Origin of the sequence: Rhodoferax sp. AJA081-3 (assembly GCF_017798165.1) — a bacterium.
In the GTDB taxonomy this organism is placed as follows: domain Bacteria; phylum Pseudomonadota; class Gammaproteobacteria; order Burkholderiales; family Burkholderiaceae_C; genus Allorhodoferax.
Map to the genome: position 1 here is coordinate 4,783,836 of NZ_CP059068.1, position 22,591 is coordinate 4,806,426.

20 protein-coding genes and 1 pseudogene are annotated in these 22,591 nt (G+C 62.2%); 14 read left to right on the top strand and 7 right to left on the bottom strand.

Annotated features, from left to right (window positions below; all coding sequences use genetic code 11):
- Nucleotides 1-86: 86 nt before the first annotated feature.
- Together HZ993_RS22420 and HZ993_RS22425 are read left to right on the top strand one after the other, a co-directional pair.
- A complete protein-coding gene (locus HZ993_RS22420) occupies nucleotides 87-791 on the top strand; it encodes an SDR family NAD(P)-dependent oxidoreductase (RefSeq protein ID WP_209394914.1) in 705 nt (234 codons plus the stop codon).
- Nucleotides 792-806: 15 nt separating this feature from the next.
- Nucleotides 807-2,000, top strand: a complete 1,194-nt coding sequence (locus HZ993_RS22425) for an amino acid aminotransferase (protein ID WP_209394915.1) — start codon at nucleotides 807-809, stop codon at nucleotides 1,998-2,000.
- Here HZ993_RS22425 and HZ993_RS22430 read toward each other — a convergent pair.
- Entirely contained in the window at nucleotides 1,995-3,323 is a 1,329-nt protein-coding gene (locus HZ993_RS22430; protein ID WP_209394916.1) for an MFS transporter, read from the bottom strand. The two genes, HZ993_RS22425 and HZ993_RS22430, sit on opposite strands and share 6 nt — an antisense overlap.
- A gap of 79 nt (nucleotides 3,324-3,402) precedes the next feature.
- Nucleotides 3,403-4,440, bottom strand: coding sequence for a MerR family transcriptional regulator (locus HZ993_RS22435; RefSeq protein WP_209394917.1), 1,038 nt, complete (start codon nucleotides 4,438-4,440; stop codon nucleotides 3,403-3,405).
- 181 nt (nucleotides 4,441-4,621) lie between these two features.
- Here HZ993_RS22435 and HZ993_RS22440 point away from each other — a divergent pair, with 181 nt between their 5' ends.
- The 9 genes from HZ993_RS22440 (at nucleotide 4,622) to HZ993_RS22480 (ending at nucleotide 11,554) form a co-directional block, all read left to right on the top strand.
- Nucleotides 4,622-5,431 (top strand): hypothetical protein, encoded by an 810-nt coding sequence (locus tag HZ993_RS22440; protein ID WP_209394918.1) that lies wholly within the window; start codon nucleotides 4,622-4,624, stop codon nucleotides 5,429-5,431.
- A 23-nt stretch (nucleotides 5,432-5,454) separates the two neighbouring features.
- The gene (locus HZ993_RS22445) at nucleotides 5,455-6,762 is read left to right on the top strand and encodes a leucine-rich repeat-containing protein kinase family protein (RefSeq protein WP_209394919.1); all 1,308 of its coding nucleotides are present in this window, start codon (nucleotides 5,455-5,457) and stop codon (nucleotides 6,760-6,762) included.
- Between the two features lie 182 nt (nucleotides 6,763-6,944).
- The gene (locus HZ993_RS22450) at nucleotides 6,945-7,478 is read left to right on the top strand and encodes a Clp protease N-terminal domain-containing protein (protein WP_245213728.1); all 534 of its coding nucleotides are present in this window, start codon (nucleotides 6,945-6,947) and stop codon (nucleotides 7,476-7,478) included.
- A gap of 39 nt (nucleotides 7,479-7,517) precedes the next feature.
- Nucleotides 7,518-8,078, top strand: a complete 561-nt coding sequence (locus HZ993_RS22455; protein WP_209394920.1) for a GNAT family N-acetyltransferase — start codon at nucleotides 7,518-7,520, stop codon at nucleotides 8,076-8,078.
- A 24-nt stretch (nucleotides 8,079-8,102) separates the two neighbouring features.
- Nucleotides 8,103-8,378, top strand: a complete 276-nt coding sequence (locus tag HZ993_RS22460) for a hypothetical protein (protein ID WP_209394921.1) — start codon at nucleotides 8,103-8,105, stop codon at nucleotides 8,376-8,378.
- Nucleotides 8,379-8,388: 10 nt separating this feature from the next.
- Nucleotides 8,389-9,126 carry a class I SAM-dependent methyltransferase gene (locus tag HZ993_RS22465; protein ID WP_209394922.1) on the top strand — a complete coding sequence of 246 codons (738 nt, stop codon included), beginning with the start codon at nucleotides 8,389-8,391 and terminating at the stop codon, nucleotides 9,124-9,126.
- A gap of 109 nt (nucleotides 9,127-9,235) precedes the next feature.
- Nucleotides 9,236-9,988 carry an alpha/beta fold hydrolase gene (locus tag HZ993_RS22470; RefSeq protein WP_209394923.1) on the top strand — a complete coding sequence of 251 codons (753 nt, stop codon included), beginning with the start codon at nucleotides 9,236-9,238 and terminating at the stop codon, nucleotides 9,986-9,988.
- 47 nt (nucleotides 9,989-10,035) lie between these two features.
- Nucleotides 10,036-10,653, top strand: coding sequence for a YitT family protein (locus HZ993_RS22475; RefSeq protein ID WP_209394924.1), 618 nt, complete (start codon nucleotides 10,036-10,038; stop codon nucleotides 10,651-10,653).
- A 118-nt stretch (nucleotides 10,654-10,771) separates the two neighbouring features.
- Entirely contained in the window at nucleotides 10,772-11,554 is a 783-nt protein-coding gene (locus HZ993_RS22480; RefSeq protein WP_209394925.1) for an ABC transporter substrate-binding protein, read from the top strand.
- A gap of 10 nt (nucleotides 11,555-11,564) precedes the next feature.
- Here the strand turns inward: HZ993_RS22480 and HZ993_RS22485 are convergent, their stop codons facing one another.
- The 4 genes from HZ993_RS22485 to HZ993_RS22500 form a co-directional block, all read right to left on the bottom strand.
- A complete protein-coding gene (locus HZ993_RS22485; RefSeq protein WP_209394926.1) occupies nucleotides 11,565-12,611 on the bottom strand; it encodes a sensor domain-containing diguanylate cyclase in 1,047 nt (348 codons plus the stop codon).
- Between the two features lie 43 nt (nucleotides 12,612-12,654).
- Complete coding sequence (locus tag HZ993_RS22490; protein WP_371816951.1) at nucleotides 12,655-13,137, bottom strand: methylated-DNA--[protein]-cysteine S-methyltransferase; 483 nt, start codon at nucleotides 13,135-13,137, stop codon at nucleotides 12,655-12,657.
- A gap of 68 nt (nucleotides 13,138-13,205) precedes the next feature.
- Nucleotides 13,206-14,321, bottom strand: coding sequence for an ABC transporter substrate-binding protein (locus tag HZ993_RS22495; RefSeq protein WP_209394927.1), 1,116 nt, complete (start codon nucleotides 14,319-14,321; stop codon nucleotides 13,206-13,208).
- A 53-nt stretch (nucleotides 14,322-14,374) separates the two neighbouring features.
- A complete protein-coding gene (locus HZ993_RS22500) occupies nucleotides 14,375-14,989 on the bottom strand; it encodes a cysteine hydrolase family protein (RefSeq protein ID WP_209394928.1) in 615 nt (204 codons plus the stop codon).
- Nucleotides 14,990-15,251: 262 nt separating this feature from the next.
- Here HZ993_RS22500 and HZ993_RS22505 point away from each other — a divergent pair.
- Nucleotides 15,252-15,668 (top strand): annotated as a pseudogene (locus HZ993_RS22505) (lectin-like protein); the annotation flags it as partial.
- A gap of 72 nt (nucleotides 15,669-15,740) precedes the next feature.
- Here HZ993_RS22505 and pbpC read toward each other — a convergent pair.
- Nucleotides 15,741-18,038: a penicillin-binding protein 1C gene (gene pbpC / locus HZ993_RS22510; RefSeq protein WP_209394930.1), complete on the bottom strand. Its 2,298-nt coding sequence runs from the start codon at nucleotides 18,036-18,038 to the stop codon at nucleotides 15,741-15,743.
- A 151-nt stretch (nucleotides 18,039-18,189) separates the two neighbouring features.
- Here pbpC and HZ993_RS22515 point away from each other — a divergent pair, with 151 nt between their 5' ends.
- The gene (locus HZ993_RS22515) at nucleotides 18,190-19,395 is read left to right on the top strand and encodes an efflux RND transporter periplasmic adaptor subunit (protein ID WP_209394931.1); all 1,206 of its coding nucleotides are present in this window, start codon (nucleotides 18,190-18,192) and stop codon (nucleotides 19,393-19,395) included.
- Nucleotides 19,396-19,411: 16 nt separating this feature from the next.
- Nucleotides 19,412-22,519, top strand: coding sequence for an efflux RND transporter permease subunit (locus tag HZ993_RS22520; RefSeq protein ID WP_209394932.1), 3,108 nt, complete (start codon nucleotides 19,412-19,414; stop codon nucleotides 22,517-22,519).
- The last annotated feature ends 72 nt before the right edge of the window (nucleotides 22,520-22,591 follow it).

The following is a 22,591-nucleotide window of genomic DNA, read 5'->3' on the forward strand; positions in this document are numbered from 1 at the left end:
ACGAGAAGATGCAAACGACCACCAACTTGCACACCGTTTGCGCATGCTATTGACCAGAATCAAGTCTTCTTTAGGAAGGCAATGGTATGGACATGCAAAACACAACTGTGGTGGTAACCGGTGCTGCCGGCAATCTGGGGCGCGCAGTGGCGTCGGCGTTTGCGCAGCGAGGGGCCAATCTGGTGCTGCTGGATCTGCAGCGCGAGAGCCTGCAGAAAAGTTATGGTGAAGAGACGGCGCAACAGATGCTGGTGCCTATCAACTTGCTGGAGCAAGAGCAGGTGCAAGCAACCGTGCACGCCGCCGTGGCGCGTTTTGGACGAATCGACGTGTTGTGCAACCTGGCCGGAGGTTTTCGCATGGGCGAGGCCGTGCACACAACACAGGACACCACCTGGGACTGGCTGATGGACCTCAACGCCCGCACGCTGCTGCACATGGCGCGCGCCGTGGTGCCGCATATGCTGGAGCACGGTGGTGGAAAAATCGTCAACGTAGGCGCTGCATCGGCCCAACGCGGGGTGGCGCATATGGGGGCCTACTGCGCATCCAAGAGCAGTGTGATCCGCCTGACCGAAGCCATGGCCGGTGAGTTGCGTGAGCAGAACATCAACGTCAACTGCGTGTTGCCCACCATCATTGACACACCAGAAAACCGCGCTGCCATGCCGGACGCCGACCCGGCGCGCTGGGTTGCACCACAAGACCTTGCCAACGTCATCGTCTTCCTGGCGTCCAGCGCGGCGCGTGCGGTGCATGGCGCCGCCGTGCCAGTGGCTGGTTTGAGCTGAAGGCGCGTCTACGCCATGTTCCAACACGTAGCGCCCTTTGCAGGCGACCACATTGTTTCGCTGAACGAGGCCTTTCAGCGCGATACCCGGCCCCACAAGGTCAACCTGTCCATCGGCATCTACGCGGATGAAAACGCCCGCTTGCCCACGCTGGATGCCGTGCACCAGGCCGAGCTGCGCCTGGCCACCGCGCGAATGGCCAAGCCCTACCTGCCCATGGAGGGTGCGACCAACTTCCGCAGCGCTGTGCAGACCCTGCTGTTTGGGGCGCGACACGAGGCGGTGGCCAGTGGCCGGGTCGTCACCATCCAAACCGTGGGCTCCAGCGGAGGGCTGAAGGCGGGTGCGGAGTTTTTGCGCCGGTGGTTTGCCTTCAGCGGTGTGTGGATCAGCGACCCCTCCTGGGACAACCACCGCAGCCTGTTCGAAAGCTCGCGCATCACCGTTCACACCTACCCCTACTACGACCCGGCCGGTGGGGTGTGTTTTGATGCCATGCTGGAGTGTCTGCGCACGCTGCCGCCGCGCAGTGTGGTGTTGTTGCATGCCTGCTGCCACAACCCCACGGGCGCTGACCTGAGCACGGCGCAGTGGATCACCCTGATAACGATGATCCAGGAGCGCCAGCTGCTGCCTTTCCTGGACATGGCCTACCAGGGGTTTGGTGATGGTGTGGATACGGATGCCTTTGCCGTGCGTGCCCTGGCCCGGGCTGGCGTGCCATTTTTGATCGCCAATTCGTTCTCCAAAAGCATGGGTCTGTATGGCGAGCGCTGCGGTGCGCTCAGCGTGGTGTGCACCGATGCGCAGCAGGCCGAACATGTGTTGGGGCAGCTCAAGTTCACGGTGCGCCAAAGTTATTTCAGCCCACCGGCCCATGGCGGGCAGATTGTGGCCCAGGTGCTGGGTGACCCTTTGCTGCGTTTGTCGTGGGAGAGCGATCTGAACACCATGCGCGACCGCATCCGTGCCATGCGGGTGCGCTTGCATGCTGCGCTGAGCCAGCGCATGCCGGATGCGGACTTCTCCTTCCTGCTCAGACAGCGCGGCATGTTCAGCTACACCGGCCTGCAGCCGTCGCAGGTGGACCACCTGCGCGATGCCCATGCCATCTACCTGGTGCACTCGGGCCGCATCTGCATACCCGGCCTGAATGCAAACAATGTGGACGCGGTGGCGGACGCGATCTGTGCCACCCTCTTGTTATAACGGCTGCGGTGCGGGGGCATCCGTCACCTGGCGCACGGGTGATGCCACCAGGGCCAGCAGCGCAATACACACCAGCAATCCACCGCTGCCCACAAACAGTTGGGTCAGTGTGATGGTGCGCAGCATCCAGCCGGTGACCGCACCCGACAGCGGGGCCAGGCCCAGAAAGATGAACATGAACATGCCCATCACCCGGCCCATCAGTGCCGGCGGCGTGCGCTGCTGCAGCCAGGTGAAGATGGACACCTGCATGAAGCCGCCCAGCACACCGATGGTGCCCAGCAAGACCGCACCCTGCCAGGTGGCGTTGATCAGACCCATGGGCATAAACAACACGCCCACCACTACGTCGATCAGCAGCATGGTCATGCCCAGTGTGCCCAGGCGCAGGCCGGGCCGCGCGCCCGACACGGCCATGCCCACCAGCGTGCCGGCACCGTGCGCACCCAACAAAATTCCCAGCGCCGCGGCGCCCAGGTTCAGCGTGGTGGCCAGCACCGGTACGGCGATATGCACCGGCCCGGTGATCAGCACCGCCACCACACCCCAGTAGATAAAACACAGGCGCATGTCGCGGTCGTTCCACAGGTGGCGCAGCCCGGTGCCCACCGCGGCAAACACTGCCTGGTCTGTGGGCGCTGGCGCGGCCGGGTTGACTGCCACCTGGCTGTGCAGGCGCACGTGGGAGAGCGTCCAGGCCGACACCAGAAAGCTCAGCGCGTCAAACGCAAATGCCACGCCCAGGCCGGTCGCGTCGGTCACCGCTCCGGCGTTGGCGCTGCCAGTTGGCCCATCGCCAAACAATACGATCAGCAGACCCGCCAACAGCGGACCGAGGAACATAGACAACTGGCGCAGACCCATCATCACGCCATTGGCCGCGGGCAACTGGGCGCGCTGCACCACATGCGGCAACATCGATGTGGCAGACGGAATGCTGAAGGCCGTGGCCAGGCCAATGGCAAAGGCCAGCACGTACACCGTCCACAGCGTCAAGCCCCCCGTCAGCACCAGCACGGCCAGCACCGCCAGCAGCACGGCGTTGATGTACTTGGTAATCATCAACACCTTCTTGGGTGAATAACGGTCCACCACGGCGCCGCCGATCAGGATGAAGGCGGCGCGCGGCAGGCTCATCAGCCCCAGCACGGTGCCCAGCACCAGCGTGTCGCCCGTCATGCGCAGCACCAGCCAGGGCAGGGCCACCAGTGTGAACTGGTCGCCCAGCATGGAGATGATGGCGCCGGCCATCAGCCAGACAAAGTTTTTGTCGCGCATCAGGGCCGCGCGGTCGGTATGGGGTGGTTTGTGTGGGTGACCCATGGTCTGTCCTCTCAATGCGTTCAGATGTCTAAAACCGCAATGGTCAGACCTGACGTTGCGTCAGGGTCAAGGGCTGATTTCAACTATTTGCAAGAAGAGGCCTGGACAGCGGGTGACCCTGTGCATCCAGCGCCCTTTTGATGATGTCTAGCGTTAGCGCGTCGAACACAGTGGTCCCCTGTAGCAGAGGTTCAGCCGTGTAAGCCACGATCAGTTTGCGCAGCAGCGCGGGCTGCTGCCCACACACCACCATCATGAATTGCTCCCAGCGTGCGACCAATGCGCGCGCCGCCGGCCCGGCAAGGTCCACCTGTGCCGCATGCAGTGCATGGGCATCGTGTGCCAGCTGATCTATGTCGGCCTGTGGTCCGGTGCGCAACGTATGCAGTTCGGCCAGCGTGATGTGTCGCAGCATGGCTTCCACGCGCAGCGCGATGGCAGCGTTGATGAACTTCAGCACTTCGGGGCCGGGTCCGTTCTTGAACTGCCCCTTGGGTTCGGTGTTGTACATCTGGCCCCATCGCTCAATGAGCTTGAAGTCATCGTCCATCATGGCCAACGTCAAGTTCATCCAGCGCAGGGCCAACGACTGCACGGTTTTGTTGTCGATGGCCAGTTGCTGCGCCATGGCCACCTTGACTTCGCCGATCAGGCGCATCCATATCGCTCCCTGGGCCTTGCGGTTGTCCAAGATGCGTTTGATCTCGGCAGCGCTGAAGTATTTGGAGTAGGTCGTCATCAAGGAGAGCGTTTCCAACCAGTCGGCCATATCGGGCGTGCTGCCAGTGGACAGGCGCTCCTGCAGCAGTTGCAGCCGCGCCTGCAGCTCGGTAGCCTGGCTGATTTCGTGTCCCAGGGCGCGGATCTGCCGGGCGATGGTGTCGCCCAGGCCTTCGCCCCCGCGGGCCAGCATGTCGCCCACATCGGCCAGGGAAAGCCCCATGTGGCGCAGCGCCTGGATGGCATGCAGCCGGGCCACATCGTCCTGGTTGTACAGGCGGTATCCCGCGTCCGAGCGCGCCGAAGGCTTGAGCAGTTCTATGGCGTCGTAGTGGTGCAGCGTGCGCACCGTCAGACCCGTGCGGGCGGCGAGTTCTCCGACTTTGAGTGGTAGCACAGCGCGTTCCCTATTGCTAATTCCTTGTGGACAGGCCTGCAGTATCAACCCTGACGTGGCGTGAGGGTCAAGTGACTGTGTAGGAGTGGTGCAGGATAGGCTTGGGGGGTCCGCCCTTTCTATGCCGGAAAATAGCGGTCACTCAACCGCCGGCGACTACTCGCCGTGCCACACCGTTATTATGAAAAATATCCCTCTACGCCATATAGTTCTGAGCCTCGCCTTTACCTGCGCCCTGGGCACCGCCCACAGTGCTGACCAGCAGGAGTCTGCCGCTGTGCCGGCATCAGCGTCTGTTGCTGCACCAGCTTCGGCGCCTGTTGAGGTGCCTGCCTCTGCGCCGGGGTTGGTTCCCGTTGCGTCGTCTCCAAAGGGCTCTCTCACGGTAACGTATTCAACCGAATTCATCGATGGAAACCGGCTCAAGGCCACGCCCACAGAGGTTGGCATCGTCACACGATCGCAGTCCACAACCGCAGCTGCTGGGCAAGCGGCCGTGAACGTGCTTTCCCTGTTTGCAGTGGGTGGTATGAAGGTGGGAGGGTTTGGTAAGGAGGTTCTGGTTGGCGCACCCATAGAAGGCGTGCAGGAACGAGGCCATTTGCAAAACCCCGTACCTGAGGCATTTGTGACGAGTTTGCAACGCGGCGTCAGTCAGTTTCTTGAGAACGATGCCAAATTGCGTGACACCGTCTTCAAGAAGCCTTTGATCGTCGCCGGAGGTACCGCCAGTCTGGTGTATGAAACCCTGTCTAGCAAAGATGAAGAGCAGTACCTTTTGAAGGCATACGTGATGGTATATAAGGCAAAAGAACGCTGGTCGATGATGCCCAATATGCCGGTGTATTGCGCCATGCAGTCGCAGCAGCCCATGCTGTTGGCGGATTGGGCTGTGGATAATTTTCGCGGCGTCAAAGCGCAGTTCGATGAAATGCTTGCTGGTTGCCAGACCAAGGTGATTGAAGGATTGCCGGTTATGCTCAAGAACTGATCGCAAGCGCACACCAGCCTTGCATGCACACCCTTGAACAACTGCGAAGTGGCGCGCTGATGGGCACTCGCCGCCTGGACCTGTCCTGTGGTCTGGAGACACTGCCGCCCGAGGTGTTCGATTTGGCCGATACCTTGGAGGTGCTCAACCTCTCAGGCAACCGCCTCAGCACCCTGCCCCACGATCTGCCACGCCTGCGCCGGCTCAAAGCCATCTTCTGCTCCAACAACCCCTTCACCACATTGCCCGAAGTGTTGGGCGATTGCGCGGCGCTGCAACAGGTGGGTTTCAAGGCTTGCCAGATCACCCAAGTGACTGGCGCTGCTTTGCCGCCCCGTTTGCGCTGGCTGACATTGACCGACAACGCCATTACACAATTGACGCCGGAAGTGGGTCAACGCCCCGCCATGCAGAAGCTGATGCTGGCCGGCAACCGGTTGTGCGATGTGCCCGCTGGCCTGGCAGATGCCCACAACCTGGAGCTGCTGCGCCTGTCCGCCAACCAGTTCACACAACTGCCGGGCTGGCTCACTGAGCTGCCGCGTCTGGCGTGGCTGGCGCTGGCTGGCAACCCGCTGGGTTGGCACCGCACAGAGCCCGCGCCCATGGGCCGTATGCCGTGGCCGCAATTGCGGGTGGATGGATTGCTGGGTGAAGGCGCATCCGGCCATATTTACCGTGTGCACCTAGAGGGCAGCACCGATGGGCTGGCGCTCAAGCTGTTCAAAGGCGCCGTCACCAGCGATGGCTTGCCGGAGCACGAACTGGCCGCCTGCCTGGCCGCCGGCCAGCACCCGGCCCTGTGCACACCCAGTGCGCAGCTGACCGACCACCCGCAAGGCACGCCCGGCCTGCTGCTGCCGCTGATTCCTTCCCACTATGCCAACCTGGCCGGGCCACCCAGCCTGGATAGTTGCACGCGCGATGTGTATGACAGCGGCATGCGCATCCCGGTGCCCGCCATGCTGCGCCTGGCGCAGGACATGGCCGCGGCGTTGGCACACCTGCACCAGCGCGGCGTGTTGCACGGCGACTTTTATGCCCACAACATCCTGTGGGACCCCGCCACCGGCCAAGGCCTGCTGAGCGACTTTGGCGCGGGTACGCTGCTGCCTGCGGACCAGCCCGCGTTGAGCCGCGCCCTGCAGGCGCTGGAGGTGCGGGCCTTTGGCTACCTGCTGGAGGAGTTGGTGGCATGTACCGAAGCGCCCGATGCATCCCACGCGGAACCGCTGGCCGCGGTGGACGCACTGGCGCAGGCCTGCCTGCTTACCAGCCCGCGGGAGCGGCCGACAATGGCGGACGTGATGGCCACATTGGCTGGCCTTTGAAGGCGTGGGGGCTTTTGTTGTTTGAGTAATGCTACTGTTTTGATAGCTAAACAGGTATATTGTTCGGGGGCTAATAGCACTTTTCGCTTGAATGAATTTGGGTACCATCGCCTTTCGTCAATTCGCGCGGCTGTCTGGTGCCTTGCTTACCTGTCCACCATCTTCTTCTTAGGAGTCCCACTGTGTTTGAAACCATCAAGCGGCGTTTTGGAGACATGAGCATCATCAAGACCCTGTGTCTGGCCGCTGAGAAACACGCCAATGCCGATGGGCAGCAAGAGCCTGGCGCCGAGCACTTTGTGCTGGCCGCTCTGGAGTCGCCGGACGGTACGGCGCGCAAGGCTTTTGAACACATCGGTGCGGACCCCAGCGGTTTTCGCGCGGCCATCGACCAGCAGCGCGCGGATACGCTGAAGGCAGACGGAATAGAGTTGCAGCCGGGCGCTATGGGCGCCGGTGAAGCGGTGGTCGCTGTACCGCCCGGCACGGGTCTTTACAAGGCACAGGCCTCTGCTCAGACCATGGTGCAGCAGCTGGCCAGTCAGCAAAAAGCCAATGCCGGTGCGCCCTTGTTGAGTGCCCATGTGTTGGTAGCCGTTGCCGCCGCGCAGCACGGCGTGGCTCTGCGTGCATTCAGGGCCATGGGCATTGACCCCAAGGCGTTGGCAGAAGCCGCAACAATAGAAATCTGTGCGGTGACCGTTTACGAAGTATGACCAAACACGGTGCCCTCAACCCAAGGTATGCCTGAACCCATGTCCCACACCATACGTTTTGAATTGGCAAACGCTGCCACCCACCGTGATGCACTCCTGAGCGCAAACCTGGAATACATGTCCTGGGTGGCTGCCGGCATCGAGCAGACATTTGGATTGACGTCTAAGGAATTGTTGGGCATGGAGCTGCCCCAATACGTGGCCAGCGTGATCGACAAGGTGTGCGGAGAGCCACCACCGCGTGGCGCGTTTTACCTGGTCTATGTGGATGGCGCCTTGGCAGGCATGGGCGGATTGCGACCCCTGGATAACGGAGCGTGCGAAATCAAACGTATCTATGTGCGGCCCGCCGCCCGTGGCTTGCATATGGGGCAGACCATTCTCAGACGTTTGCTGGCGGATGCCCAAGCCTTTGGCTACCAACGGGTCTGCCTGGATTCGGCACCCTTTATGCAGTCGGCGCAGCGTATCTATGCGGCTGAGGGGTTTGTAGACTGCGACCCCTATGCTGGTGTGGAAGTACCTGCGGTGTTGCACGCGGGGTGGCGGTTTATGCAGCGGGCGCTTGAACAGCCAGCGCCCCTGCCAAAGTCTGTTTAGATAAAAAGAGGCGAGTGAGCAAACATGTTCAAAATCTACTGGACCGATAACAACAACGTGGTGCATGGTCAAGAGGCATCAGAGATCGTGCAAGCCCTGCAGATCACCAAAGAGAAACGCGACGCCGGCTACACCTTTGTGACCATGGCCAATGAGAACCCGCAGCATGTTGGCAAGCAGGGTGTAGACACCATCGTGGATGGCAAAACACCGGATGGACAAGACTACGACTGGTCCAAGGCCGGGCGCGCGGGCAAACCGCGCCGCAACGACCGCATCATCACCAAAAAAGACAACTGAGGCCAACGGCATGCGCTACTTTGAAGCCCATGAGGCAATCTATGCGCGCCGCCTGGCGTCGGGTGCCGCGGGTTGGGATGACGGTAGCTACGACGCGCCCGCGTTGCGCAACCAGGTCGAGCGGTGGCTGGAAGCATCCCCTGCAGCCAAACCCGGTGCACGCATGTTGGAGCTGGGTTGTGGCACAGGGGCGCTTGCCTGCATGCTGGCCCAGCGCGGATTTGATGTCGCGGCTATCGACATATCCCACTCTGCCATTGCCTTTGCGCGTGGCATGGCCGCACAGCGTGGATTGCCTGTTCAGTTTGATGTGGCCGAGGCTTGTACCTGGGCGCCTGCACTGGGGTCGTTTGATGTAGTTATTGATTCGCACCTGCTGCACTGCATCGCCATCGCCGGTGAACGAAAGCAGTTGTTGGAGAGTGTGGCGCGAAGCCTGGCGGTTGGCGGCGAGTTCTGGACCGAAACCATGGTGACGGCGGGTGCTGAAGTCGCTACAGCAGCGTCCTCACGGCGCATGGACGCCGATGGCAGGGTTTGGGCCAAGCTCACCGATCCCGATACCTGTGTTGACGCCACGCTGATGGAAGGCAGTTGGTGGATGCCCATGCGCTACATCGCACCCAACGCCGCGGTGTTGTTGGCAGAGTTTGCGACGGCCGGGCTGGAGGTTATCGAATGGTCAGTGCAGGCGCCCACTGCAGCGGGTGAGGCCGCGGACTTCAGAGGCAGGTTTAGGCGCGCATAAGACGCAAACAAGAGCCGGCTCGCTACTTCAATCACAGGTCCGAAAACGGCGAGGCCTTTCCCAGTGCGTCCCTTACGCTACGTGCAACATAAGGGAAGGGCGCAACGCTATGAATATTATTCTGCTCCACGGCAGCTGGCACGGTGCCTGGTGCTGGCACAAGGTGGTGCCGCATCTGCAAGCGGCGGGCCATCACATCCACGTGCCGGATTTGCCGGCCCACGGCCGCAACTGGCGCTTTGCGCGGGGCCGCACACGTTTGGCCCATATGGCATCCCACGTGTGCGAAATATTGGACCGCCTGGAGACACCGGCCCTGCTGGTTGCGCACAGCCGCGGCGGCATTGTTGCGTCTACGGTGGCCGAGATGCGTCCGCAGGCATTGCATGGCACGGCCTATCTGGCCGCCTACCTGCTGCGCAACAATGAGCGGGTGGCGGACTACTTCCGCAAAGACAAGGACTCGCTGGTGCGCTCCAACATCCGCATCAACAAGCTGACGCTGACCGATAGCCTGCGCGAGGAGGCCTATCAGCCTGCCTTGTATGCCGATTGCAGCGATGCCGATGTGGCCCTGGCGCGCAGCCTGCTGACGCCTGAGCCCTTGTTGCCAGCGCTGACCCGGTTGCGCCTGTCGGAGCGCAACTACGGCCGGGTGCTGCGCCACTACATCGAACTCACCCAAGACCGGGCGGTTACCCTCGCACTGCAACGCAGCATGGTCGCCCATTCACCGTGCCAGACGGTGTCGTCGATTGAGGCGAGTCACTCGGCCTACTTCTCCAAGCCCCGGGAACTGGCTGATGCCATCAGCACCATTGCAGCAACGGCGAGCGCAATAAACACTAGGTCCGCGACCTAGGCCCATGCTGTAAGTTGGTGTAGAAGTTGCAGTGCGATACTGCTTGCATGGACTCCAGCGAAACCCCAACACCCCCCAGACACCGCACCTACGAAGACATACAGGCCCTGCTCACGGGCACCCTGTTTGTGGCGCTGGGCATCAGCATGTTTGGGCATACTGGGTTGCTCACCGGAGGCACAGCAGGCGTGGCATTTTTATTGCACTATGCCACCGGCTGGAACTTTGGTCTGCTGTTTTTTGCAGTGAATGTGCCGTTTTATGGCCTGGCCTGGAAACGCATGGGCAGGGCCTTCACCCTCAAGACGTTTGTTGCGGTGGGCTTGTTGGCACTGCTGACCAATGTGCTGCCCACGCTGGTGCACTTTGATGCCCTCCATCCACTATTCAGCGCGGTGATGGGCGGGCTCCTGATGGGGGCCGGCATGCTGATCCTGTTTCGCCACCGGGCCAGCCTGGGCGGGTTCAACGTGCTGGTGTTGTACCTGCAGGAGCGTTTTGGCTGGCGCGCTGGGCGCATCCAGATGGTGCTGGACTGCACGATTGTGTTGTGTTCGTTCGCCGTGGTGGACTGGCAGCACACAGCGCTGTCGGTGCTGGGCGCCGTGGTGCTCAACCAGACACTGGCCACCAACCACCGGGCGGGGCGTTACATGGGGCTTTAGTGTGTCATTAGTGCCTCTTTATACGAATTGACAGGGGTTGAGAATGCCCCTAGCCTCTGGTACAGGGAGCCGCAAGTGCAAATGCACGCGGCGCAGTCGTTTGCCTGCCAAGGGGACTATGCGAGTACTACAACAACAAGCGATTCGTTTTGCGGTGGCCGCCGCCTGCCTGGTGCTCGGCGTGCCCGCGCTCCTGGCTGAGCCGCTGCACATCCGCACCGTGTCGCAAGACAACAATGTCCTGAAGTTTGACCAGTCCAACCCCCAGAAGCCGGGTATTTGTGTAGAGGTGATCCGGGCCGTGGAGCGGCTGGACCCCGGCCTGCAATTTTGGGGCTGGGACCAGCCCATGGCCTTGCCCAGGGTGGAGCAGCAATTGGCACTCAACCAGTTGGATGCCTTTTGTGCGTTGATCAAGACGCCAGACCGTGAAAGCCGTTTTGCTTTCATCGATGTGCCCATCTACCAGGTGCACCACCGCATTGCGGTGCGGGCAGACGACGCGGTGCAGGTGGGTAGCCTGGATGACATCCGCAAGCTGGGTGCGCAGGGGGTGGTCATTGTGGGCAAGGGCACTTCGCACGAGACCTTTCTGCGCAACCAGGGTGGCCTGCTGTTGGAGGCCAGCAGTGGCAGCACCGATGTCAATCTGCGCATGTTGGCCGGTGGGCGTGGTCGCTTTTTGTACCACACTGAAAACGCGCTGTTGCGCTACATTGAAGACGGAAAACTGGGGAGCAAGGTCAAATTGTTGCCTACGGTTTTTAAGTCCGAGGTCTTGCAGTTTGCGGTGTCTCCGGCTTGGCCCAAAAGCCACAGGGACCGGTTGGAGGCTGCGCTGGCCAAACTCTCCCAGCGCGGCGACCTGGCCAAGATCTTTGCCAACTACCGGGAGAACTAGCAACAGCCCGTTAGCCCGCTGCCGAAGCCCAGGCCAGTCGGTTGCGCCCGGACTGCTTGGCCGTGTAAAGGGCCTGGTCGGCTGCACGCATCAGTGTGGTCAGTGCTTCGGCGTCGGCGTCGCCTGGGCTTGCCGGCGCCAGTGTCGCCAAACCGATGCTGGTGGTCACATGCAGCACAACGCCGACGTCGTGAATACGTTCGGCCTCCACCAGTTGGCGCAGGCCCTCAGCCACGCGACTGGCGCCTTCAATACTGGTACCCGGCAGCAGCACCGCGAACTCTTCACCCCCCAGCCGGCCAACCACATCGGTGGCCCGCAGAGAGGTTGACAGCAGTTGGCCCAGTGCGCGCAGCACGGCATCGCCAGCCGGATGACCATAGGAGTCGTTGACCATTTTGAAATGGTCCACGTCCAGCATCATCAAGCACAGCGGTGTGCCCAGGCGCCTGGCCAATTGCAACTGTTGTTGTGCTTCGGCCAGCCAGGCACGGCGGTTGCGCAGCCCGGTGAGCTCATCTTCATGGGCCAGGCGGCTGACCTCGACCAGCGCGCTCTTCAACTCGCGGTCCATCAGCCGCAATTCCATCAGTGCAATGACCTGTCGCGCCAGACGCCGCAGCAGGCGCTGCTGGTTGGTGGTCAGCTGCCGGGGCTGGGTATCCATCACACACAACACGCCCACGCGGTAGCCGTCCGCACTGATCAGGTTCACGCCGTTGTACATGCGGAACTGTGGGCCAGATGTGGTGGACGCCAAATTGGCGGTACGCACATCGGCCGTCAGGTCGGGGATGCTGAGCTCTTCGTCCTCCAGGATGGACCAGGCGCAGTAGTCCTGGTCACGCGGCATCTGTTCCCGGGTGTTGGCGCCGTAACGGCTTTTGAACCATACGCGGTCTGCATCCACAAGCGACACAAAGGAGTAGGGCGCGCCGCACAGCTCGGCGGCTAGTTCGGTCAGCAGGTCAAACTCGTCATCGGCCTCGGTGTCCAGCAGCATGTAGCTGTGCAGGGCTGCAAGACGCAAGGGTTCGTCGGGCGGGCGTGGAATCATGGTGTGTCACCGCGTGGTGCCTCCATTTTGTGGCGCAACAGGCCTATTCGTCAAACAGCCCTGGCCCATTAAAGCGCGCCCGCTCAATCAGCAACATGCGCAGCTTGGTGGATACCCCGCCATTGGCCGAGAAGCCGCCCGAGCGGCCATTGGCAGCCAGCACGCGGTGGCAGGGCACCACCGGCGCAAAGGGGTTGGCTCCCAGCGCTTGGCCCACAGCGCGCGCGGCGCCAGGCTCACCCAAGCGGCGGGCCAGTTCACCATAGGTCCGTGTTTCACCGGGTGGTATCTGGCGCGCCAGGGCATAGACACGCTGGTGAAAGGGCGGCACACCGTCCATGTCGAGCACCAGGTGGGTCAAGTTCGTGGGTTGGGGTGGGTTGCCGTCCAGCAGAGCGGTCACTGCGGCAATGGCTTCTTGCACGGCCGGTGGTGGCAATGCAGATTCTTCACTCTGCGGGAACCGCCGCACCATGCGCTCGTGCGTAGTGGCCTCGTCCTGCTCTGGCAGTTGTACGCCGGTCAAACCATTGGCTCCCCAGGCGATGCCACAGTGGCCCAGTGCCGTGGGGAAAAGGGTGAAGGCCAGGGTTTTTATTCGCGCACCCGCCCGGTCGAGTCGATCACGCCCAGCTGGACCAGTTTGGAGGCCACACGGTCTTGTGCAAAGTGGACCCGAAAGTCGCCGATGTTGACATCGTTCAAGGCGTCCATGGCGCTCTTGAGCTTGGCGCGCGTTGGGTCCTTGCCGGCATTGCGCAGCGCAAACGCGTAGACGCGGGCGGCAATATAACCCTCCAGCAAATACACATTGGGTTTGCCCAATTTGGCTGCAGCCAGGTCAGCCTGCAGCTCCCGCACCAGTGCAAACTTGGCGTTGTCGCTCTTGGGCACCACCCGGGCCACAATCACGCCGGCGCCACCGGTCCCCAACTGGTCGGCCAGCAGGCTCTCTCCGGTGTTGGAGAAGCCATAGACCGGACCACGGAACAAGCGGGTGCGCAGCTCTTTGATGGCGGTGGCCGCACCCTTGGGGTCGCTGATCACCAGCACAGACTCGGGTTTGGCCTGCAGGGCTTTGTCGACATTCTCGATTGGCGTCTTGATCAACAAATTGGCCCCCAGGCCGGTCATGGTGCGTTCAGCCGATTCCAGTGCCGCCATGGATTCACCATCGGCCGAATGCAGGATGGCCAGTTTGCGCACACCCAGGGTTTCGGCATGCCGGGTGATGGCGGCGGCCTCTTCCGAGTAACCGGGGCGTATCGAATAGACATTGGGGTACAACATGCCGCGGAACTCATCGGCGGCGGCCATGGGTGCAAAAAACATCACATCGCTTCCCTTGACGGCGGCGTAGGCCGCGGTCAGCTGCGGCGAGCCATAGTAGCCAAACAGGGTAAAGACGCCCTGTGCCAACAGCTTGCGGGTGTTGGCCTCGGTGTTGGCGGGCAGACCCTCATCGTCCAGCGTGACCAGGTCGATGGTGCGGCCGTTGACACCGCCTGTGGCGTTGAGGCGGTCAAAGTACAGCTTGGCACCCAGCGCAAACGACTGCCCCAATTGGCTGGACGATCCGGTCAGTGCAACGGACTGCCCCAAGACGATACTGGTCTTGGTGACACCTTCCTGCGCGTGGGAAAGGCCACCCAAGCCCAACAGGGCGGCGGCCAATAGCAGCAGATTCTTCAGGGGTTTGAGTGAAGTCACGGTCTACCTCAGGCTTGTTTTTATCTACAGGCCCAACACGCCTGTGATCTGCACTATAGACCCATGTCGCGGGCATGGTCGTTGGGGTTTTCACGCCCCGAAGGTGTGTGAATCTGTTCCAAAAGTTCGGCAGTGTTCAGCACTGTGGCGTACTCTCCCCGTAGATTGCTCAGCGACATCACATGCACATCCTCCGCCAGGCGCAGCAGACCGCTGATGTCCTGCATGTCGAACGTAAACGTGGCGTCGGAAACCACGGTGGTGTGGAACCCCAGGTTGCCGGAGGACCGGACCGTGGCCTCCACTGAATAGTTAGTACTGACGCCTACGACGTACAGATCCCGGATGCCGCGCACATGCAACCAGCGCTCCAGGCCTGAACACACAAAGGCGTCCGTCACATTCTTCTCCACCACATGTTCCGTGGCCAGTGGCTCAAAACGCGGCTGAAATTCCGCACCAGTCTGGCCTGGCCAAAAGGCGGATGTGGGGGAGCGCGACAGGTGGCGCACATGAACCACCGGCTGCCCAGCCTGGCGCCAGGCGGCGAGCAGGCGCGCGATGTTGTCCTCGGCCTGTGGGTTGTTTCTGCGCCCGGCCTTGGCATCGGCCATGCCGCGTTGCATGTCAATGATGAGTAGCGCTTGGGGTGAAGTGGTGGGGTTCATAGGTTGGTGAAAGGCAGCTGACTAGTCCAAACGGACTATTGTCCCCAAAGGCCGACAGCCATAAATTGACCATCAGAGCGCTAATCCTGGTGCTTCATTATTTGCTGCATTTCAGGGGAAGCCAATGTTCAAGAAATTTGTGAAAGCGGCCATTGCGGCCAGCATTCTGGTGGGTGGTGCGGCAAACGCGCTGTCCATTCTGGATACCGTCAGTTACAACGGCAATACGTACCAACTGTTGTCGGCTGGTTCCTGGACCGAGAGCGAGGCCTATGCCGTGTCCTTGGGTGGTCATCTGGTCACCGTCAACGATGCAGCTGAAAACTCTTTTCTGACCACCACCTGGGGCGCGCAACAACCGTTGTGGCTGGGTCTGTTCCGCACCGCCCCCCATGCGCCCACCTTCGCCTGGTCCAGTGGCCAGACCGTGAGCTACACCAACTGGGCCGCCGGTGAACCCAACGACTGCTGCTCCGGTGAAGACTACACACACACCTATGGTGATGGCACGTGGAATGACGTGGCCAATTTTGAAAGCTACCCCGGCCCCAAGCACGGTGTGGTTGAAATCACCACCGCAGTTCCTGAGCCAGAAACCTACGCGCTGATGCTGGCCGGTTTGGGTGTGGTCGGTGGCATCGCCCGTCGGCGTACCAAGAAGGCAGCTACTGCCGCATAAGCGTTTACTCTGTTGAGGCCAAGCAAAACGGGAACTTCGGTTCCCGTTTTGCTTGGGGCGGCGCGGCAGCGCTTAACGCTTGGCCGCCACCCCCGCCCCCCGCACCTCCAGCCGCACCTCATCCAGCACCTGGCCTTTGGCATCCACGATCTGCACCACGTGCCGGCCCGGCCAGGGCAGCCACTGTGCCGATGTGCCTTTGGCAAACGGCTTGCCGTCCATCAGCCAGCGCAGGTTGTTGCCCTGGGCGGCAAAACTGACGCGCTGGTGTTTGGGGGGGATGTCGGGGTCCAGCGCAATGATGGTGCCGGTGGTGGGGGCGGTGATACGGGCGGCTTGCTGGGTGGCCTCTTTGGCAGAGGGGCTTGAGCCTTTTTGGCCTCTAGCCCCCGAATAATATGACGCATTAGCTACTGAGTTGATAGCAAATGTGGTTTGCTGCGTGCCCTGTACAAACCACTCGGCCCGTGCCGCCTCCAGCGGCGTAGCGCCGCCCGCCTTGGCGCTGGGGTCGGCAAACTGCACGGCGGCCTGCACTACACCCGGCGGCGCCTTGGGTGGGCGGCTGGGCTGCTTGGCGTGCAGGTGGTTCATCACCGCTGCCCAGATGGGTGCTGCACCCGTGGTGCCACTGACGTCCCACATGGGCGCGCCACTGGCATTGCCCACCCACACGCCCACCGTGTAGCGTTGCGAATAACCCATGGCCCAGTTGTCGCGCATGTCCTTGCTGGTGCCGGTTTTGACGGCGCTCCAGAAGCGGGTGGCCAGCACACTGTCGGTGCCGAAGGTGCGGGCGCGGGCGTAGGGGTCGCTCAGGATGTCGCCGACGATAAAGGCGGCGCGTGGGTCCAGCGCCTGCACGGCGGGCCTCTTGGGCACAGGGGCGACCAGTGACGTGGCGCTGACCCGCCCACCGTTTGCCAGGGCGCGGTAGGCATTCGTCAGGTTCAGCAGCGATACCTCGGCACTGCCCAGCGCCAGGCTATAGCCGTAGTAATCACCGCTTTCCTTGAAAGGAATGCCGAGTTTGACCAACTGCTTTTGAAACGCGTCGGGCGACACCATGATCAGGGTGCGCACAGAGGGCACATTCAGCGACGCGCCCAGCGCCGTGCGGGCCGACACCCAGCCCTTGAACTGGTGATCGTAGTTTTGCGGGATGTAGAGGCCGGCCGAGGTTTGTATTTGGGTGCCCGAGTCTTCCAGCAGCGACGCGGCGGTGATGCGCCGCTCGGCAATGGCCTGGCCAAACAGAAATGGCTTGAGGGTGGAGCCGGGCTGTCGCAGTGCGGTGACACCATCCACCTCGGCGGCATTGCTGAGCGCGCCGGACGAGCCTACCCAGGCCAGCACCTCGCCCGTGGCGTTGTCCAGCACCACCAGTGCGCCGTCTTCGACATGGCGGCCCGCCAACTCACGCAGGTGCTGCTGCAGGGTTTGTACGGCAAAACGTTGCAGCGGGGCGTGCAGGCTGGTCTTGAACGTGCGGGGGATAGGCGCAGGGGCCGGGCGGGTGGCTCCCTGCACCAGTTGCCGCGCCACATGGGGTGCGAAACCTTCGCTGGCCGCGTAGTCGCGCCGCTGCAGCACGGCGGTGGTGAACAGGTCCAGCGCCTCGCAGTCGGCCATACCCGTGCCGCGTTTGGTGCCGGCAGGTGCCAGACTCTGCAACACCGCGCAGGCCCTTTGCACCACCTGGGCCTGCTTGGCGTTGGGGGCGCGCACCAGCGCGGCGGCCACCGCGGCCTCGCGTGCGTCCAGCCCATGGGGCGCCTTGTCAAACAGGGTCTGGCTCATGGCATCTATGCCTACCAGCTCGCCGCGGAACGGCACCAGGTTCAGGTAAGCCTCCAGGATCTGGTCCTTGCGCCAGCTGCGCTCCAGCACGCTGGCCGACACCGTCTGGCCAATCTTCTGCACCACGCTGCGCCCACCGGCATTGCGCTTCAAATCCTCGTCCAGCAAGCCGGCCAGCTGCATGGTGATGGTGGATGCACCGCGTGTTTTGGTGTTCCACAGGTTGGCCCAGGCGGCGCTGGTGGCGGCCTGCCAGTCGACACCGCTGTGTTCGTAAAAACGTTTGTCTTCCGACAACACCAGCGCCGTGCGCAGCGCGGGTGATATGTCGGCCAGCGCCACCCATTGGCCGCGGCGCACCGTGGCATCGATGCGCAGGCGGTGCAGCACTTCGCCATTGCGGTCCAGCACCAGAGTGTCCGATGGCTGGTAGCTGGAACGTGTTTGGTTAAATGTGGCTGTAGACCCCGTTGAATGGACGTGTATAGCTACTAACAATATAGCAAATACCAGCCGAACACCGATGGGGCGATTGGCAAGGTAAGGGCGGTGGGTGTGCGGGGTTGGCATGGTGCGGTGCCAGAGAATAGCGTGATTCCGCAGCCCGTTCACCGGCGTGTGTTGGGGCCGCAGCCCCTATCTTCTCGACAGCCTACAATTTTGGGCTCAACAGGTATATACCCACGATGGCTTTACCCAAAAGCCGCAGGAGGAGTCACCCATGCAACACCCCACACTTTCCGCTACCAACCGAAACCCCGCACGGCGCAAGCTGGTCTGGCTGGCCGTGACCGCCTTGGTTGTTGTGGGTGGCACAGCAGCTTTTTTTGTCTCCAAGAATTCCGCAGCCCGTTCGGCCGATGCGGCCAAAAAAAATGCACCCGCCGTCACGCTGGAGTTCACCCCGGCTGACATTGCCAAGGTCGCCTTGCAGCCTCTGGTGCGCACCAGCAGTGTGTCGGGCACGCTGACACCCGTTACCCAGGCCGTGGTAAAAGCCACCGTGGCCGGTGAAGTGCGCAAAGTGCTGGTGCGCGAAGGCATGAATGTTAAACAGGGCGATGTGCTGGCCGAGCTGGACACCACCGACCTGCGCACCCGGCTGGATGCGGCCCAGGCCGATCAGGCCGAGCGGCGCGCCAAGCTGGCCATTGCCGAGCGCAACCGCGACACCAACCAGGCCCTGCTGAAGCAGAACTTCATCTCGCAAAGCGCCTTTGACCAACTGCTCAGCACCTACCAGGGTAGCGAGGCCGCCGTGCGCTGGAGCGATGCCCAGGTGCAGCTGGCCAAGAAGGCGATGGACGACGCCGTGGTGCGCGCCCCCATCAGCGGCACGGTGTCCAAACGCATGGTCAATGGGGGCGAGCGGGTGTTGCCCGACGCCGCCTTGGTGGCGATTGTGGATTTGTCACGCCTGGAGCTGGAGGCCTCTGTGCCCGCATCCGACATCGCCAGCATTGCGCTGGGCCAGGCCGTGCGTTTTACCGTGGACGGTTTTGGCGACCGCACGTTTGACGGCAAGGTGGAGCGCATCAACCCCGTGGCGGATGCCGGCTCGCGCGCCATCAAGCTCTTTGTGGCCGTGCCCAATACCAGCGGTTTGCTCAAGGGCGGCATGTTTGCCCAGGGGCAGATCACGCTGTCGCAATCCAAACCCGTGCCCGTGGTCCCCGCTACCGCGCTGTTTGAAGAGGCCGGACAAAATTATGTGTTCACTGTGGAGGCCGGCAAGATCGCCAAGAAGGCCGTGGGCCTGGGTGCGCGAGACGAGGTAAATGGCCTGGTCGAAGTGAACAGCGGCCTGGCCCAGGGGGCGGATGTGGTCCGCGTGCGTATGGGCAGTCTGAAGGTGGGCGCCCCGGCCGTGGTGCGTGCCAATGCCGCACCGGCCGCAGTGCCCGCCAGCGCAGCCAAGCCCGCCTGAGTAGAGGGAACACCTTATGTGGATCACCAAAACCAGTATCAACCAGCCCGTCTTCGCCACCATGGTCATGCTGGCCCTGATGGTGCTGGGCGTTATCTCCTACAGCCGCCTGGGCGTGGAGCAGATGCCCGACATCCAGGTGCCCGGCATCTGGATGCAGGTGCGTTACCCCGGCGCATCGCCCGAACAGGTAGAGGCCGACCTGGTCAAGCCGCTGGAAGAGGCGGTCAACACCGTGAACGGCGTGCGCAATATCTTCAGCAACTCGCTGGAAGGCCGCGCCGAAATCTGGACCGAATTCGCGCTGTCCACCGACATGACCAAGGCCGTGCAGGACATGCGCGACAAGGTGGCGCAGATTCGACCCATGTTTCCGCGGGATGCCAAAGACCCGCTGATCGTGCGTGGCCAGTTTGACAATGCCGAGCCCACGGCCACCTTTGGCGTGTTGTCCAATACGCGCAGCATGCGCGAGTTGTCCACCTTTGCCGACCAGCAAATTGTCAAGCGCTTGCAGGGTGTGTCTGGTGTGGGCCAGGTGACGATGGGCGGCGCGGTGCAGCGCCAGGTGTCCATCTCGCTCAAGCCCCAGCAGATGCTGGCCTACCAGATTGGTGTGGACGAAATTGTTACTGCCGTCCGCCAGATCAACCAGGACATGCCGGCCGGTTCGCTGCGTGCCACCGAGCAGGAGCAGCTGGTGCGGGTAGAGGGCAAGCTCAAGAGTGTGGACGCCTTTCGCCACATCATCGTGGCGCGGCGCAACGGCACAGCGGTCACGCTGGACCAGCTGGCCACCATCAAGGACGGTGAACGAGAGCTGCAGTCCATTGGCCGCATCAACGGCCAGCCCGCGCTGACCCTGAGCGTGTTCAAAACGCAGGATGCGAATCTGGTGGTGGTGGGTGACGACGTGGCCAAGGCGGTGGAGAACCTGCGCAAGCAGCTGCCGCCCGATGTGGAGATACGCCCCATCTCCGAGAACGCAAGTTACGTCAAGAAGTCACTGGCTAGCGTCAAAAGCACCATTGTGGAAGGCGGCCTGCTGACCATCCTGATCGTGTTTTTGTTCCTGCACTCGTGGCGCAGCACCATCATCACCGGCATCACACTGCCGATCTCGGTGGTGTCCACCTTTATCGCCATGTATGCCTTTGGCTTCACCATCAACGCGGTGACGCTGATGGCCTTGTCGCTGTGTATCGGCCTGCTGATTGACGACGCGATTGTGGTGCGCGAAAACATCGTGCGCCACGTGGGCATGGGCAAGGACCATGTGACTGCGGCCCGCGACGGTACCCAAGAGATTGGCCTGGCCGTGCTGGCTACCACGCTGGCCATCTGCGCGGTGTTTATCCCCGTGGCCTTCATGACCGGCATCATCGGCAAGATCTTTTTTCAGTTTGGCATTACCGTCACCGTGGCGGTGCTGGTGTCGCTGTTTGTCAGCTTCACGCTGGACCCGATGCTGTCATCGGTGTGGAAAGACCCGGTGGAGTCGCGCTTCAGCTGGGCACCCTGGTTGGGCCGTTTGATGGAGCGGGTGGAGCACCGGGTGGATTGGCTACACGTCGTCTACGGGCGCCTGCTGGAGCGCACGCTGGTGCGCCGCAAGACCACGCTGGCCGTGGCGGCCGCCATTTTTGCGGCCAGCCTGGGACTGGTGCCGCTGGTGGGTGGTGAATTCATGCCCAAGACCGACCAGGGTGTGTTCGCCCTTAAGATCAAGACGCCGGTGGGCACCAGCCTGCTCTATACCGACAACAAGGTGCGCCAGGTGGAGCAGGCCATCAAGGAGTTCCCTGAGATCGAGCTGGTCAGCACCACGGTGGGTAACAACAACCGCAACGAGGCCGAGTTGCTGATCAAGCTGGTAGACAAACGCACTACCGTGCGGCGCAGCCAGAAAGAGGTAGAGACCGCGGTACGGGAGCGTCTGAAAAGCATTCCCGGCATAGAACCTTCGCTGGGCTTTGACAAGCCCATCTGGATCAACCTGATCGGCCCTGCCTCTGCGGAGCTGCCCAAGCTGCTGGACGATGTCATGGGCCAGATACGTGCGGTGCCGGGCATTGTGGACCTGGAGCACAGCCTGCAGGCCGCCAACCCTGCGGTCATCATCAAGGTCAACCAGGCGGCGGCCAGTGACCTGGGTCTGTCGCTGGAGCGTGTGGGCAGTGCGCTGCGCCCCTTTGTCAATGGCGACCAGGTCAGCAACTGGCTGGCGCCCGATGGCCAGAACTACGAGGTGAATGTGCAACTGCCCCCATCGGGCCGGCAAAAGCTTTCAGATCTGGGCGACTTGTACATCTCCACCAGCCGGGTGGATGCCAACGGCACACCCATCATGGTGCCGCTGCGCCAGGTGGTGGAATTCATCCCATCAACCAGCCCGCAGGTCATCAAACGCCAGAACCTGGAGCGCCGCGTGGGCATCTACGCGAATGTGGAAGGTCGCCCCACAGGCGACGCGGCTAAGGAGGTGAAGAAGGTGGTGCAGGCCATCAACCTGCCCCAAGGCTACCGGTTTGACATCAAGGGCGAGGCCGAGCAGAACGACGAGGCCGGCGCCGCCGCCATGGTGGCCATGGTGCTGGCGGTGATCTTCATCTACTTCATCCTGGCGTCACAATTTGCCAGCTTCTTGCAGCCCATCGCCATCATGGCCTCGCTGCCGTTCACACTGGTGGGTGTGATGGCGGCGTTGATATTGACGGGCTCCACGTTGAACCTGTTCTCCATCATCGGCTTCATCATGCTGATGGGCCTGGTGGTGAAGAACGCGATTTTGCTTGTGGACTTTGCCAACCAGTCGCAGCGTGAGGGCCTCAACCAGCATGACGCCGTGTTGCGTGCCGGCCAGGTGCGGCTGCGGCCCATCATCATGACCACGCTGGCCATGATTTTTGGCATGTTGCCCATGGCCATTGGCTGGGGGGAGGGCAGTGAGGCTCAGGCGCCAATGGGCCGCGCGGTCATTGGCGGGCTGATCACCAGCACCCTGCTGACGCTGGTCGTGGTGCCGGTGTTGTATACCTACCTGGACAACCTGCCACGCTGGTTCAAACGCCGGTTTGGGGCGCAAAAAACGGGCGTGGAGCCTGCGGCAGCGCCCCTGGCATAGGGTTGGTACGGGCCGTGCTTGCCCGGTACAAACCACTACGAATGGGCGCGCGAATCGCGCGCCCTATGCACT

Excerpts from the sequence above, each read along its gene's own strand:
- HZ993_RS22420 (WP_209394914.1), top strand. The coding sequence starts at position 87 with ATGGACATGCAAAACACAACTGTGGTGGTAACCGGTGCTGCCGGCAAT.
- HZ993_RS22425 (WP_209394915.1), top strand. The coding sequence starts at position 807 with ATGTTCCAACACGTAGCGCCCTTTGCAGGCGACCACATTGTTTCGCTG.
- HZ993_RS22430 (WP_209394916.1), bottom strand. The coding sequence starts at position 3,323 with ATGGGTCACCCACACAAACCACCCCATACCGACCGCGCGGCCCTGATG.
- HZ993_RS22440 (WP_209394918.1), top strand. The coding sequence starts at position 4,622 with ATGAAAAATATCCCTCTACGCCATATAGTTCTGAGCCTCGCCTTTACC.
- HZ993_RS22445 (WP_209394919.1), top strand. The coding sequence starts at position 5,455 with ATGCACACCCTTGAACAACTGCGAAGTGGCGCGCTGATGGGCACTCGC.
- HZ993_RS22455 (WP_209394920.1), top strand. The coding sequence starts at position 7,518 with ATGTCCCACACCATACGTTTTGAATTGGCAAACGCTGCCACCCACCGT.
- HZ993_RS22460 (WP_209394921.1), top strand. The coding sequence starts at position 8,103 with ATGTTCAAAATCTACTGGACCGATAACAACAACGTGGTGCATGGTCAA.
- HZ993_RS22465 (WP_209394922.1), top strand. The coding sequence starts at position 8,389 with ATGCGCTACTTTGAAGCCCATGAGGCAATCTATGCGCGCCGCCTGGCG.
- HZ993_RS22470 (WP_209394923.1), top strand. The coding sequence starts at position 9,236 with ATGAATATTATTCTGCTCCACGGCAGCTGGCACGGTGCCTGGTGCTGG.
- HZ993_RS22475 (WP_209394924.1), top strand. The coding sequence starts at position 10,036 with ATGGACTCCAGCGAAACCCCAACACCCCCCAGACACCGCACCTACGAA.
- HZ993_RS22480 (WP_209394925.1), top strand. The coding sequence starts at position 10,772 with ATGCGAGTACTACAACAACAAGCGATTCGTTTTGCGGTGGCCGCCGCC.
- HZ993_RS22485 (WP_209394926.1), bottom strand. The coding sequence starts at position 12,611 with ATGATTCCACGCCCGCCCGACGAACCCTTGCGTCTTGCAGCCCTGCAC.
- HZ993_RS22500 (WP_209394928.1), bottom strand. The coding sequence starts at position 14,989 with ATGAACCCCACCACTTCACCCCAAGCGCTACTCATCATTGACATGCAA.
- pbpC (WP_209394930.1), bottom strand. The coding sequence starts at position 18,038 with ATGCCAACCCCGCACACCCACCGCCCTTACCTTGCCAATCGCCCCATC.
- HZ993_RS22515 (WP_209394931.1), top strand. The coding sequence starts at position 18,190 with ATGCAACACCCCACACTTTCCGCTACCAACCGAAACCCCGCACGGCGC.
- HZ993_RS22520 (WP_209394932.1), top strand. The coding sequence starts at position 19,412 with ATGTGGATCACCAAAACCAGTATCAACCAGCCCGTCTTCGCCACCATG.